This window comes from Bacillus sp. FSL M7-0003 (assembly GCF_038628485.1).
Taxonomy (GTDB): Bacteria; Bacillota; Bacilli; order Bacillales; family Bacillaceae; genus Bacillus; species Bacillus safensis.
This window is the reverse complement of sequence record NZ_CP152024.1, coordinates 1,969,749-1,982,827: the sequence shown is the minus strand read 5'-3', so window position 1 is coordinate 1,982,827 and position 13,079 is coordinate 1,969,749. Positions and strand designations below refer to the sequence as shown.

Sequence of the window (13,079 nt, the reverse complement as noted above, 5' to 3'; positions counted from 1 at the left end):
ATACAAGTCATCAAATTGCTGTATAATATAACAACAAAATAGTGTGTCGCGGAGGGAAAAACAGGTGAAGTCGTTTTACCATTATTTAATGAAGTTCAGACATCCAAAACCGAAAGATGAAATCAGCCATTTTGCAAATGCTGCGTATGAGGATCACAGCTTTCCTAAAGCTTCCACAGATTATCATGAGCTGTGCGCTTATTTAGAATTAAATGGTGATTATTTAAGCTCAATGACAACATTTGACGAAGCGTTTGAGCAATACGAAGTAGAAGTCAAAAAAAAATAACACACAACCGCTTATCCGAATGGAGAAGCGGTTTTTTCATGAGAAATAAAATGGCGTTTTGCATGGTGTGGTTGCCCATGCAGAATTCCTTGCGCCGGCATACGATACGTTAAGACCAAAAGTCGGGCAAGGGGGAGACAGAATGAAGGCGAAAGCACCAAAATATCAAGTAGGGGATATTGTCGTCGTTGTCATGTACGGCACAGTCGGAACGATTACAAAAGTCCATCAAATTGACCAGCACTATTTATATGAGGTCAATCATAATGAGGTGCTTTATTTTGAAACATCACTTCAGCTTTACGATGAGTATAGTGGAGTGATTGTCGATACAGAAAAGCTGGACATTGAATATGAGTTCCTCATTGGCGATGTTGTATATGTAAAAGATTACGGAAAAGAGCTATTTAAAATCATCGGTCATCGGACTGAAATTTGGCGTTACCTTGAAGATGGCTGGGAAGATGTCATTTACGAACTCACGAGGCTGAAAGACGGAGAGTGGCTGGAAACAGAAGAGGAAGATCTAACGCTTGTCCTAAGAAAATATGAGATGGACCAGTTTGTTCATCAGCTTCTTTTTGTGCATTACGTCGGAGAAACCTCAAAAGAGTTAGAAGAAGATATGGTCCAAACGGCTTTATTGCAGCTAGAAGAGAAACAAGAAAGCGAATCTTCACTTGAATTTCTGGCTGTATCTATAGTGGATGAGCTTCTTGATATTTATAACGATTATAAAATTCTCTATGAATTTTTCAAAGATCCAGAATATAAGGATATGATGGATTTTATTTTGGAAAGTTTACACGAACATTTTGGTTAAAGAAAGACTTGTCCTAATACGAATAAAAAATAAGGCACACAGAAAAATGCAATCACATAAAACCATCCCCTCAAGATACGGCCCATCACCTGATCAAAAGTTTCTCCATCTAATATGCTTAACCACTTCATTCTTTCAAGCCCCTTTTCTTTTTGTTTACTGCATTTATATGTATGGAATGAGCCATTATGACAAACTGTAATAAAAAACAGCCGGCGTTCATACATCATAAAAAAGGAGGCGGAATGCAATGAAGGAAGCAGATTTGGTGATTGATACAGAGGAAATTGCGGAGTTCTTCTACGTGGAGCTGATCAAAAGAGGGTACATACCTGCTGAGCTTGAAACATTTGAGCTGGCTGACATTACATTTGAATATATGCTGAAAAAAGCAATGATAGTTGAAGAAGAGGCGTGGTAGGCACTATACTTTGAAGAGATTCTGAAGAGAGAGGGAGGGGAATCCTTCACGTGTACATCCTATTTCTTTTCATTTTATTTGGCGCCATTGCTGCGCTCATGGCATCTGGGGCTTTTCAAGATTTGGACAACCAGATTATCTTATGGTTTGAAAGCATCAGACTCCCTTTTTTAAATGATGTCATGCTGGCTTTGACGGACTTTGGCATCAGCGCGCTGCTCGTTCCAATCATGCTCATTTTTAGTGTGGTCTTGTTTATGTATAAGCGCTACTACTCTATCATGATGCTTTTTCTACTATATCTCACAGAAAAAACAATCAATCATGAATTAAAGGGGCTGTTTGCTAGAGAGCGTCCGGCCTTTGATCACCTTGTAGGTGAAACGTATTATAGCTTTCCGAGCGGACATTCGATGAATGCAGCCACCATCTACCCTTTTATTGCTTATCTATTAGTTGAAATGATCCCATGGCTGAAAGAAAGACAAAAAATCGTCTATTTGATCACAGGGCTTTGCGTTCTGGCCATCGGCATCAGCCGGATGTATATCGGGGTGCATTATTTGACAGATGTTGCAGGAGGCTTTGCGATAGGACTCGCTTTATTTCTCATTTGTAAAAAGATTGACGAAAGATTGCCTGTCATTCGACAAAAATAGAAGAAGGAAATTGACAGATCCCAGCCAATTTTATATAAAAGGGGAGGGATTTGAATGCAATTGACGTTGAGATTTTTTCAAAAGAAACCTTCAGCATTTCACTTAACCATTTATCAGACACCTGAATATGGCGCTGCAAGCGGGCATCAGCCTGTGTACCGGACAAAGATTGGCGGCAGAACACACCTTGATGTACTGGAAAAAGCATTCTCGACATTTAATGTACATGATACAGTCCCTAATGATTACAATGCGCGGTTTATCACAACAGGTGATATTGTTGTGATTGATGATAAGAAAAAGGGGAAGTGCTATTATCAGCTCTCTCCGGCAGGGTGGAAACGCAGTGAACGACTAATGACGATAGGTTAAATAGATAATGAATGATGCCAGCTTGAGATCCAGCTGGTATTTTCTTTTTTAAGCTCGATCGTTTATAATAAATAGGATAAAATACATAGTAAACGTAAGTGGAGGCTAAAAAATGAGTGTACATATTGGAGCAGAAAAAGGACAAATTGCAGAAACGGTATTGCTGCCAGGCGATCCGCTTCGTGCGAAATATATTGCAGATACATATTTAGAAGATGTTGAGTGCTATAACGAAGTGCGCGGAATGTATGGCTATACTGGAACCTATAAAGGAAAACGTGTTTCTGTACAGGGCACTGGAATGGGCGTACCGTCTATTTCAATTTATGTGAATGAACTCATTCAAAGCTATGATGTTCAAAACTTAATTCGCGTTGGATCTTGTGGAGCCATCAAAAGAGATGTCAATGTACGTGACGTCATTTTAGCCCAGACATCATCAACAGATTCACAAATGAATCGTGTCGCTTTTGGACCGATTGATTATGCGCCATGCGCTGATTTTGGCCTGCTCAAGAAAGCCTACGACACGGCTCAAGAAAAAAATGTCGCTGTACGTGTCGGAAATGTATTTACAGCAGACCAATTTTATAATGAAAAACCACTTGAGCTCATGGCTCAATATGGTATCCTAGCGATCGAAATGGAGACAACCGCTCTTTATTCTCTTGCAGCAAAATTTGATCGAAAAGCGTTATCAATTTTGACTGTGAGTGATCACGTTCTAACAGGAGAAGAAACAACGGCTGAAGAGCGTCAAACAACGTTTGATGAAATGATCTTAATTGCGCTAGACTCCGTTTTATAATAGTATAAAGGGTGTGCTACAATGTAGCGCATCTTTATTTTTTTAGAAGAGCAAAAGGAAGGTATGTCATGAAGAAAAGCTACAAAATACTCTCAATCGCATCGATTCTTGGTTTGACAGCCGCGCTATCAGGCTGCCAGTTGCTGGATCAAAAAAGCGGTACATCTGAATCAAACAAAACAAACGAACAAAAAAACGCAGCAAGTTCATCTCCCCAGCACAACTCAAACGATAAGGCAGATTCATCGAATCAAGAGCTGACGTTAAAGAGTGAATATTTCAATGACATCAAGGTTGTGAGCGGTCTGAAAACCATTCAAAATCCTGAAAATGTGCTAGCACTTGTCAACAAAGAATATGCATTACCAGGAACCTATAAACCTTCTGATCTCGTTGTACCAAAAGTAGAATTCTCTTTTTCGGAAGATATTGAAAAGCGATATATCCGCAAAGAAGCAGCGGAAGCGCTTGAGAAGTTATTCAAAGGTGCAAAAAAGGAAAACTTCGAGCTTGCTGCAGTATCTGGCTATCGCTCCTATGACCGTCAAAAAGTCATTTTTGATAGTGAGGTCAAATTAAAAGGCAAAGAAAAAGCACAAGAAGCAGTCGCTTTACCAGGCGAAAGTGAACATCAAACAGGTTTAGCCATGGACATTTCCTCAAAAAGTGCCGGTTTTGAGATCTCTGAAAAGTTTGGTGAAACACCAGATGGCAAATGGGTGGCTAAAAACGCCTATAAATATGGCTTTATCATCCGTTATCCAAAAGGAAAAGAAGACATTACGAAATACGAATATGAGCCGTGGCATCTGCGCTATGTGGGAAAAGAAGCCGCAAAAGCGATGCATGATCATGATTTAACATTTGAAGAATACATGAACAAAGTAAAGAAAATCTAAACAAGTTAAAGGCCTCCCAGCTATTCGGGAGGCCTTCTCTTATTCTTCTTTTAAAAAAAGAACAATCCTGCTAATGCGAAGCCGGTAATGAAACCGAGGCCGATGCCATACGCTGCACCCCAGCCATAATATCCGCCCCAATAGCCAAAGCCAAAGCCTCCGCGAGACCCGCCGACTGGGCGAATATAAACTTTGCGGTTTGTCACACGCTCAATGCGTCCGACGTGTACTCTGCCATTACGGTCAGTAATTCTAGCGACTTTCCCCATGTGCTGCTGACAAAGCTTGTAGTAGCGCTCCATGTTTTTCCTCCTTATGACAAACTCTTTTCACTCTTATCCTATGCGAGAGACTTCATAGAGTTTGGACAAAACATATAGGAGATTCGCTCATTTTATACGGTACATTCAAATAAAATGTGGCTTAGCTGCTTTCGGTGTGCTTGAATGAGATCGTAGTGTGTTTGCAGTGTCTCGTAAAGAGAAGGCGGTATGTGTTCAGATAATTCCATCTCTGTCGGTTCCTCCTGCACCATATGTTCATCGAATGAAAGAATCTGAATGTCACGGAAGCCTGCTGCTGTTAACTGCTCCTTCCATTCTTCAAGCGACAAGAGCGAGTGAAAGCCGTAAAAATTTCGAACAGCTGCCAGCTCTTCAGGCGTAAGAGGGGCTTTTAACACAGCTTCATTTGCAATCAGTTGACTGCCAGGAGCAAGCACACGTTGGATTTCAGCTAGTGCATCAGGCAGTTTGGTAAAGCTTAAAACAGATTCACTGATGAGTAAAGAGAACGCTTGATCTGGAAAGGGCAGCTGCTCAATGGATGCCTCTAAAGCACGGACCGGCAGTTCCTCCCGTTTGAATCGCAGGTTCGCCTTTTCAATCATCAATGGATGCGTATCAATGGCCTCCACCTGATAACCTATATTTCCCAAATAGGCGGCGGTCTGTCCTGTACCGCATCCAGCGTCCAGTATTCGTGCATGAGGCGGCAGTTTTATATGCTCAATCATCGTTTTTGTTAACTCAATTCCGCCAGGATGGGCACCTGATACGCCAAAATAAGCAAGCATTTCTACATAATCACTCATATAATCCCTTCTTTCCTTATCCTGTTCCTCTCTAAAGATTATGCAATAGAGGGGCAAATGGCTTATCTTTTCAAATAGAAGTTGATCCTTTGGTTGACGGATGAAGCCTCGTCCTTGATAATAATGAAAGGAGATAAAGGTGGTGTTTTTTTGAAAAAACAAATGAAGTTCGTGGTAGCCATTCTCGTGACTGCTGCACTGTCCTCAGCGATTACATTTGTGATCACAAAACAAGGTGCTGTCAGCGTCTCAGGAGACGAGAAGTTTAGTAAACTCATGGCTGCGTATACGAAGGTAAAGGATGAGTATTACGAAAAAACGGATGATCAAAAACTAGTAGATGGTGCGATCCAAGGAATGATTGCATCACTTGATGATCCATACTCTACATATATGGATCAGGAGGAAGCCGAAGGATTTAACAATACCATTTCTTCTTCATTTGAAGGAATTGGTGCACAAGTTGAAGAGAAGGATGGACAAATTTTAATTGTCGCGCCGATTAAAGGCTCTCCTGCTGAAAAAGCTGGTTTGAAACCTCATGATCATATTTTAAAAGTGGATGGAAAAAGCACCAAAGGAATGTCGGTCAATAAAGCAGTCTCTCTCATTAGAGGGAAAAAAGGAACGGATGTTAAGCTGCATCTTAACCGTCAAGGAGTCGGCAATGTAGATGTGACCATCACAAGAGACACGATTCCGCTTGAAACGGTGTATGCAAAACTCACAAAAGACAAAATAGGAGAAATCCAAATTACGTCCTTTGCTGAAACCACATCGAAAGAGCTGGATAAAGCAATTGATGACCTTGAGAAAAAAGGGGCAAAAGGTTTTGTCATTGACCTGAGAGATAATCCAGGCGGCATCATGACAGAAGCCATTGAAATGAGCAATGACTTTATTGATAAAGGGAAAGTCATCATGCAGGTTGAAGAAAAAGGGAAGAAACAAGTGTACAAGGCTGAAAAAGAACGCAAAGTCCATCAGCCGGCAGTTGTCCTTGTAAATGGCGGTTCAGCCAGCGCTGCTGAAATCATGGCGGCGGCTCTGCACCAATCTTCAGGCATTCAAATTGTGGGTGAAAAGACGTTTGGCAAAGGAACTGTTCAAAATGCGCAAAACTATAATGATGGTTCTAGTGTCAAGTTAACCATTGCAAAATGGCTGACACCAGACGGTTCTTGGATTCACAAAAAAGGTATCGAACCACAGGTGAAAGCAGCTCTCCCAAGTTATGCAAAGCTGCCGTACTTAAGCCCGAAAAAATCATATGAGCTAAATGACAATGGAGATGAAGTCAAAGCAGCTCAAAAAATGTTCCAAGCGCTTGGCTACAAAGCAAAAGCAAACGGTGAGTACGATCAAGCATTCCAGTCTATCGTCAAAAACTTCCAAACAGACAACGATCTCAAGGCAGACGGTATTCTGACAGGAGATACAACGACCGTTCTGATGACAAAGATCCAAGATAAGCTAAAGAACAACGATACACAAATGAAAAAAGCCATTGAAGTCTTGAAAAAAGAAATGAAATAAAAAAAAGCAGTCCTCATCAGGGGGACTGACCCCATAAGATGAGACAAATAAAAAACACCTTCAAGTTTGAAAACGGATCGTTGTAATCCGAAATAAAACATGGAGGTGTTTTTTCTATGGGGACAAGAGTGAGTTATCCGGTTGAAGTCAAACAGAAGGCTGTAGAAATGAGATTGGCAGGCGTATCAATGAAAGAGATTTTGCGGGAATTGAATATCAAAAATAAAACGCAGGTTCAGACATGGGTGAGGTGGCATAAGGCTGGGGATACACACCGGTTCGAACAGCCTGTTGGAAAACAATATACCCATAGAAAGGGTCCCGAGTACTCTTCCGAATTAGAGAGACTGCAGGCAGAAAATCGCTATCTGAGTCAACAGAATGAAGTTTTAAAAAAGTACAACGAATTGGAAAGGAAGTTGATAAGGAAACGTCAATCAAACTGGTAGAAGAATTGTGCAAAACAATGACAGTACAGGACATCTGTGTCCATTTAGGCGTCTCACGCGCTTCGTACTATAGATGGAAAAAAGATCTGACTCAGAATCATTCTAAAAAACAACTAGAGGAACAAATCGGCACGTTGTGCCGAGAGCACAAGTATCGATATGGATATCGAAAAATCACAGCCATACTAAAAATGAGGATGCATATTAACCATAAAACTGTTCAACGTATCATGCAGAAAAACCAGTGGCAGTGCCGGGTTAAAATGAAAAAGCGTAAGAAGAATGGGCAGCCCTATGCCGTGGCCGGTAATATACTGGATCGGAACTTTCAATCTGATCGCCCTCTTGAAAAACTAGTAACGGACATCACGTATTTGCCTTATGGACAGAAACAATTGTACCTTTCCAGTATATTGGATTTATATAATGGAGAAGTAATTGCGTTTACGATTGGTGATAAGCAGGACACAGACTTTATTTTAAACACACTTGATCAGCTCCCAGCACTGCCTGAAAACTGTGTGTTACATAGCGACCAAGGTTCTGTGTATACATCTTACGAGTATCAGAAAGCTGTTCATATAAAAGGCATTACCATGAGCATGTCCCGTAAAGGGACGCCCGCTGATAATGCCTCCATCGAATCGTTTCATTCCTCGCTAAAGTCTGAAACGTTCTATCTTAACAGCATTGATCGAACTACAACCAACATTGTAGAACGCACTGTCAAAGAATACATTTATTATTATAACAACATTCGTATTCAAACAAAACTAAACAACCAATCACCGATCAACTATCGGCAATTGGCTGTATAAAGGTGTTTTGATCCCTGTCTCAAAAACGGGGGTCAGTCCCAGGGGACTGCTTTTTCTTATCCTTACACTTCGTTTGTGATCACTTCTGTTTTTTCATCATCCTTTTCAAATAGATCATTCATGACAGAATTGGATGTGACCTTCTTTTGGAAGAATGGATTCAAGATCAAGATAACGACGACGTTTGCTAGTAAACCAAGAAAACCTTCATAAAGGCCGAACGTGACTTGTGAGATATTCGCTGTAAAGGTAACGATGATTCCAATGACTAACCCGGCAATCGTTGCTTCTCTCGATTGTTTTTTCCAGAACAAGCTGATGGCAATAGCTGGGAAGATTTGAACCATTCCTGAAACACCAATGAGCTGAAGCGTGACAAGTGCAGTTGGGAACAGCATCCCGAATAAAAGAGCGAGTCCGATGACGATAAACACCATCGAACGTGTAATGATGGTCAATCTTTTAGGTGACACATTCGGATGAATTAAGTCACGGTATAAATTATTGGCAAATAAATTTGATGCGCCAATGGCCATGATGGAGCATGGAATGAGGGAAGCCAGTGCAATCGTTGAATAAGCGAGCCCCTGCATCACGCCGCCATATGATGTTTGAATTAAATGAAGAAGAGCAAATCTTGGATTTGTATCTTCTGGTAAGACTAAAAAAGCAATAAATCCAAGGAAGATGACCAAAATCAATACAATATTATAAAGAGGCAAAAACATGCTGTTTTTACGGATGGCATCTGCGCTTTTGGCTGTAAAAACCCCAGTTGCTGCGTGTGCCCACATAAACAAAGCTAGAGCAGAAACGCCTGAAGCAGTAATGAACCATAAAATGCCCTTAGGACCGCCTTCAGGGATCGTTAGAAGCTGAGGGGCTTCTTTGGCTAACGTGTTCATCATCGGTGTCCAGCCGTTAAAATGAATAATTGGCAGTGAAACGACCATAAACAGCATGATCACCCAAACGAGAATATCCTTAATAATGGCTGTATATGTAGGACCTTTAATACCACTAAAAAATGTATAAAGTGCGACTAAAATAAACGATATAATAACTACTGCATTCACATTAATATAATTCGTTCCAGCGACAGTTAACGTATCTTGAATTCCGCTCAGCTGAAGACAAATATAAGGAATCAGCATAAGTACTCCAACAATCGCAATCAAACTGGATAACAGCTTGCTGTCAAACCGCTCACGTGCATAATCGGCAAGTGTTGTAAGGTTGTGATTTTTCGCAACCGTCCATAGTTTCGGTAAAAAGAAATAAGCAATAAAATAAGCTAGGACTGAATAAGGAATAGCGAAAAAAGCGACGCTTCCAGCTGTATAGGCTGTACTTGTAAGCCCTAAAAAGGTATAAGCTGTATATAAGTCTGCGCCAACGAGGAACCAGACGAGCAGTCCGCCAAATTTTCTTCCGCCGACAGACCATTCTTCTACTGACTGTCTTGATGATTTGTCACGACCAGCGGCAAATCCGATGACCACGACGATGAAAATAATACTTGCAGTAATCAATAAAGCTGTTAAATTTCCTTGCATTAGTCAGTTCCTCCATTTGAATGTTGCATCTTATAAATGATAAATGTGCAAATTGGTGTGAGTACAATCCATAGCAAGAGCCAGAAGTGGAAAAAGGGCAGGCCGATGACAAATGGATGAATGCGGTTCGCAAAAGGCAGCAATGCGAGCTGTCCGATGAATGGAATCGCGATTAGTAGTGCCAGCATCAATTTTTTGTTCATGATTTCCTCCTGAATATTTTGTAATTTCATAATAATAGCAGTTGTCAGATTAGATCACAAGACCATTTTCAGAAAAAACAATCATTTTAGTGAATATCATACTAATATAACGCTTTCATTCTTGAAAAAGGAGAAAGAGTGAAGTTGTAAAGAGGGGGAAGGTGAAAGAAAGTATGTAGAAATAATATTTAAAGCCAATAAAAAAGCCCCAGCATAAAGGCTGAGGCTTTGCCAATTTTTAAAGGAAATCAGAAACTTCTTCGATGTCGAAACGGTTGCTTTTATGAGCTTCTTTCGCTGCTTTACCAACTGAAATCAGCATAACCGGCTCGTAGCGGCCGCTTACATTGAATTCTTTGATGTACGCGTCTTTACTGAAACCACCCATTGCACATGTATCATAGCCCATTGCTTTTGCCGCAATCATTAATTGCATAGCAGCTAATGAAGCATTTGAATACGCTGCTTCGCGTGCATATTGCTCGCTTTGGTATGCGCCATTGATTTGAGTCATCAATGTTTCTTTAATGTCTTCTGTAATGAAGCCTTGTTCTGCCAGCTCACTGTAGATTTTTTCGCCATTTTGGTTAGCTTCAAGGTCACCTAGAACTGCAATAACAGCTGATGCCTGTGATACTTGCTTTTGGTTGTAAGCGATTGGAAGTAATTTTGCTTTTGCTTCAGCACTATGGAAAACAGTGAAATGCCAATGCTGAAGGTTCCAAGCAGATGGTGCTTTTGTTGTGATTTCAAGAAGCTCTGTTAACTCTTCTTTTGTCATTTCATGAGAAGTATCATACTCTTTTACTGAAGCTCTTTGTTTTAAGATGTCAATTGTTTTTTGATCGGTCGCCATATGGATATTTCCTCCCGTTTTTGCAAATAATATGGTACAATAACTAAAAAGTGAGAAACTTACTTATTGTAACTAGAGTTATTTTAAATTGTACACCGTTAGTTTGTCAAACAATCATGAAAAGAAAGGCTGAAATTTATGGAATTCCAATTATGTCCACACATTCAGCAAGCTTTTTTACTCCTAGGCAAAAGGTGGAACGGTCTCATTATACATGTATTGCTTGATGGACCAAAGCGTTTTAAAGACCTCTCAGACACGATCCCGTCGATCAGTCAAAAAATGCTCGCAGAGCGTTTAAAAGAGCTCGAGCAAGAAGGGATTATAGAGCGGACCGTCCTGCCTGAGACGCCTGTCAAAGTCATTTACAGTTTAACTGAAAAAGGGAATGCGTTACATGATGTGTTTCATGAGGTATCTCGGTGGGCAGGGGAGTATACAGACTCACACGGGAAAAAGGAGCAAGCCTAGTTTCGGGTTTGCCCAAACATTTTGACTCCTGATGAATATGCTGATGTTAGGCACATGACAAAGGAGGAGAAATGCATGTACCCTCATACTCCGTATTTTCGAGGCGGCGCCCCTGGCATTCCGCCATATGAATCCAGAGTCCCTTTGTTTTTTGGTTTTGGCGCTCCTTTAGTCGGCGGACTGCTTGGCGGATTTCTAGGAAGTGCGATTTTTAATTATCCCCGTCCATATTACCCGCCACCACCACCGCCTGCTCCACCACCTTATGGCGGCGGATATCCACCATATTATTAAGAAAAAAGAGTAAGCCTGCTTCCGTTCTTAAAGCAGGCTTTTTATAATGGAATATCAATTTCAGAAATTCCTGGATCATCATGCTTTAAAAACATAATTTCCAATATACCATCTTGATACGACGCCTTCGTTCCTTTTCGTTTCACAGCAGCAGGGAGGACGACTTTCTTCTGCGTCCCTTCTTCAGGAAAATGATCAATAAACAGCAGATTGGCTGTATGTTTGATTTTGACTTTTTCTGTGTTCGGACGAGCAAGTTCAATTTTGACAAACACATGATCAGTCGTCTCGAACACTTCGACTTCTGGCTCTTTTTCTTTTTCGGCATCACTTTCTCTCGTTTTTTGATTTTGAGAAAGGGGGTCCTGAAATGGGAACTGAGCAGGATAATTGGAGCCGAATACACTTTCCATGACTTGATTGACATACTGCTCAACGTCTTTAGGATCTGAATTCTTTAAGGCTTCTTTTGAGAACTGCTTTTGAAAAGGGAATAATCGGTTCCAGTCGAACATGCGAATCATCCTTTCTAAATGCCCTGAATTAGTATATGCCCATTCGCCTGCGTGCGTGCTATAATATACGTTAGATTTAGAAAGGGATGGTTACATTGAACGAACAGCAATCAAAAGGTGTTCTCTACACGGCAGCATCTTTTACTCTCTGGGGTTTATTCCCGTTATATTGGAAGCTGATGGAGCATATTTCGTCAGGCGAAATTTTAGCGCACAGAATTTTATGGTCATTTGTGTTTATGTGCGGTATTCTTTTGTATTTAAAACAAGTCCGCCCAGCAATGCAGACAGTGAAGGGACTCATACTGGATGGTAAAGCATTTTTTTCATTACTTTTATCTGCTATTTTAATTTCGGTCAACTGGTATGTTTACATTTGGGCAGTCAATCATGGTCTTATGCTAGAAGCAAGTTTAGGGTACTATATTAATCCGCTTGTATCCGTTCTATTAGGCATTATTTTCTTAAAAGAACGACTAAATAAATGGCAAACCATTGCCATCCTCATTGCCGCATTTGGGGTGATCCTTTCAACAGTTCAATACGGGTCATTTCCTGTCGTTGCTTTCTTATTAGCCCTTAGCTTCGGCTTTTATGGTTTGATCAAAAAAAGGATGAGCTTCACGAGCGCGATTGGTTTGACGATTGAAACGCTGCTTCTCGCACCGGCTGCACTTGTGTACTTATTATTTTTCTTAAAAGAACCTGTTGTGACTATGAATCCTAACAGCTTCGGGTCGCTCGGTCTCTTATTTTTTGCAGGCGTTTTTACAGCCGTGCCGCTTCTTTTATTCTCAGAAGGCGCAAAAAGAATTCCACTTTATCAAGTGGGCATTTTGCAATACATTGCACCGACAATTACGCTGTTTTTAGGGCTGTTTGTCTATCACGAACACTTATCCGCAGCTAAAATTGTGACGTTCCTTTGTATTTGGGTGGCGATTTTACTGTTTACCACCTCTCAATTACGCATGAAAAAAACAGCGAATTCTCATTAAGCCAATCGAGCAGTTTGCT

18 protein-coding genes are annotated in these 13,079 nt (G+C 40.8%); 12 read left to right on the top strand and 6 right to left on the bottom strand.

Annotated elements, in window-relative coordinates:
- Nucleotides 1-64 precede the first annotated feature (64 nt).
- The 7 genes from MHI23_RS09955 (at nt 65) to MHI23_RS09925 (ending at nt 4,271) form a co-directional block, all read left to right on the top strand.
- Nucleotides 65-289: a YozE family protein gene (locus MHI23_RS09955; protein WP_024422709.1), complete on the top strand. Its 225-nt coding sequence runs from the start codon at nt 65-67 to the stop codon at nt 287-289.
- A gap of 142 nt (nt 290-431) precedes the next feature.
- Complete coding sequence (locus MHI23_RS09950) at nt 432-1,112, top strand: hypothetical protein (protein ID WP_024422708.1); 681 nt, start codon at nt 432-434, stop codon at nt 1,110-1,112.
- Nucleotides 1,113-1,362: 250 nt separating this feature from the next.
- Nucleotides 1,363-1,533 (top strand): YozD family protein, encoded by a 171-nt coding sequence (locus MHI23_RS09945; RefSeq protein ID WP_065214722.1) that lies wholly within the window; start codon nt 1,363-1,365, stop codon nt 1,531-1,533.
- A gap of 50 nt (nt 1,534-1,583) precedes the next feature.
- The gene (locus MHI23_RS09940) at nt 1,584-2,192 is read left to right on the top strand and encodes a phosphatase PAP2 family protein (RefSeq protein ID WP_041109514.1); all 609 of its coding nucleotides are present in this window, start codon (nt 1,584-1,586) and stop codon (nt 2,190-2,192) included.
- 54 nt (nt 2,193-2,246) lie between these two features.
- On the top strand, nt 2,247-2,564 hold the full coding sequence (locus MHI23_RS09935; protein WP_024422706.1) for a hypothetical protein: 318 nt from the start codon (nt 2,247-2,249) through the stop codon (nt 2,562-2,564).
- Nucleotides 2,565-2,676: 112 nt separating this feature from the next.
- The gene (gene deoD / locus MHI23_RS09930) at nt 2,677-3,372 is read left to right on the top strand and encodes a purine-nucleoside phosphorylase (protein ID WP_041109512.1); all 696 of its coding nucleotides are present in this window, start codon (nt 2,677-2,679) and stop codon (nt 3,370-3,372) included.
- Nucleotides 3,373-3,440: 68 nt separating this feature from the next.
- Nucleotides 3,441-4,271 carry a M15 family metallopeptidase gene (locus MHI23_RS09925; protein WP_024422705.1) on the top strand — a complete coding sequence of 277 codons (831 nt, stop codon included), beginning with the start codon at nt 3,441-3,443 and terminating at the stop codon, nt 4,269-4,271.
- A gap of 50 nt (nt 4,272-4,321) precedes the next feature.
- Here the strand turns inward: MHI23_RS09925 and MHI23_RS09920 are convergent, their stop codons facing one another.
- Nucleotides 4,322-4,573 carry a hypothetical protein gene (locus MHI23_RS09920; protein WP_024422704.1) on the bottom strand — a complete coding sequence of 84 codons (252 nt, stop codon included), beginning with the start codon at nt 4,571-4,573 and terminating at the stop codon, nt 4,322-4,324.
- 92 nt (nt 4,574-4,665) lie between these two features.
- The gene (locus MHI23_RS09915) at nt 4,666-5,364 is read right to left on the bottom strand and encodes a methyltransferase domain-containing protein (RefSeq protein ID WP_342491935.1); all 699 of its coding nucleotides are present in this window, start codon (nt 5,362-5,364) and stop codon (nt 4,666-4,668) included.
- Nucleotides 5,365-5,514: 150 nt separating this feature from the next.
- Between MHI23_RS09915 and MHI23_RS09910 the strand changes: the two genes are divergently transcribed.
- A complete protein-coding gene (locus MHI23_RS09910) occupies nt 5,515-6,900 on the top strand; it encodes a S41 family peptidase (protein WP_024428321.1) in 1,386 nt (461 codons plus the stop codon).
- A 116-nt stretch (nt 6,901-7,016) separates the two neighbouring features.
- Nucleotides 7,017-8,167, top strand: a protein-coding gene (locus MHI23_RS09905) for an IS3 family transposase (protein ID WP_098677243.1) whose coding sequence is annotated in 2 segments (ribosomal slippage) — nt 7,017-7,290 and nt 7,290-8,167 — 1,152 coding nt in all. Because the reading frame shifts where the segments join, the coding sequence is not laid out codon by codon here.
- Nucleotides 8,168-8,229: 62 nt separating this feature from the next.
- Here MHI23_RS09905 and MHI23_RS09900 read toward each other — a convergent pair.
- From MHI23_RS09900 to MHI23_RS09890, 3 genes are all read right to left on the bottom strand, one after another.
- Nucleotides 8,230-9,723 carry a sodium:solute symporter gene (locus tag MHI23_RS09900; RefSeq protein WP_076841073.1) on the bottom strand — a complete coding sequence of 498 codons (1,494 nt, stop codon included), beginning with the start codon at nt 9,721-9,723 and terminating at the stop codon, nt 8,230-8,232.
- Nucleotides 9,723-9,926, bottom strand: a complete 204-nt coding sequence (locus MHI23_RS09895) for a DUF3311 domain-containing protein (RefSeq protein WP_024422700.1) — start codon at nt 9,924-9,926, stop codon at nt 9,723-9,725. Before MHI23_RS09895 ends, MHI23_RS09900 begins: the two co-directional genes overlap by 1 nt.
- Nucleotides 9,927-10,164: 238 nt before the next feature.
- Nucleotides 10,165-10,782, bottom strand: a complete 618-nt coding sequence (locus tag MHI23_RS09890) for a nitroreductase family protein (RefSeq protein WP_024428323.1) — start codon at nt 10,780-10,782, stop codon at nt 10,165-10,167.
- Between the two features lie 138 nt (nt 10,783-10,920).
- Between MHI23_RS09890 and MHI23_RS09885 the strand changes: the two genes are divergently transcribed.
- Both MHI23_RS09885 and MHI23_RS09880 read left to right on the top strand, forming a co-directional pair.
- Complete coding sequence (locus MHI23_RS09885; protein ID WP_041109504.1) at nt 10,921-11,253, top strand: winged helix-turn-helix transcriptional regulator; 333 nt, start codon at nt 10,921-10,923, stop codon at nt 11,251-11,253.
- A gap of 75 nt (nt 11,254-11,328) precedes the next feature.
- On the top strand, nt 11,329-11,547 hold the full coding sequence (locus MHI23_RS09880; RefSeq protein ID WP_024422697.1) for a hypothetical protein: 219 nt from the start codon (nt 11,329-11,331) through the stop codon (nt 11,545-11,547).
- A gap of 41 nt (nt 11,548-11,588) precedes the next feature.
- Here MHI23_RS09880 and MHI23_RS09875 read toward each other — a convergent pair whose 3' ends face one another.
- Nucleotides 11,589-12,062, bottom strand: coding sequence for an Hsp20/alpha crystallin family protein (locus MHI23_RS09875; RefSeq protein WP_087975895.1), 474 nt, complete (start codon nt 12,060-12,062; stop codon nt 11,589-11,591).
- A gap of 86 nt (nt 12,063-12,148) precedes the next feature.
- Between MHI23_RS09875 and rarD the strand changes: the two genes are divergently transcribed.
- On the top strand, nt 12,149-13,060 hold the full coding sequence (gene rarD, locus MHI23_RS09870) for an EamA family transporter RarD (protein WP_029705997.1): 912 nt from the start codon (nt 12,149-12,151) through the stop codon (nt 13,058-13,060).
- The last annotated feature ends 19 nt before the right edge of the window (nt 13,061-13,079 follow it).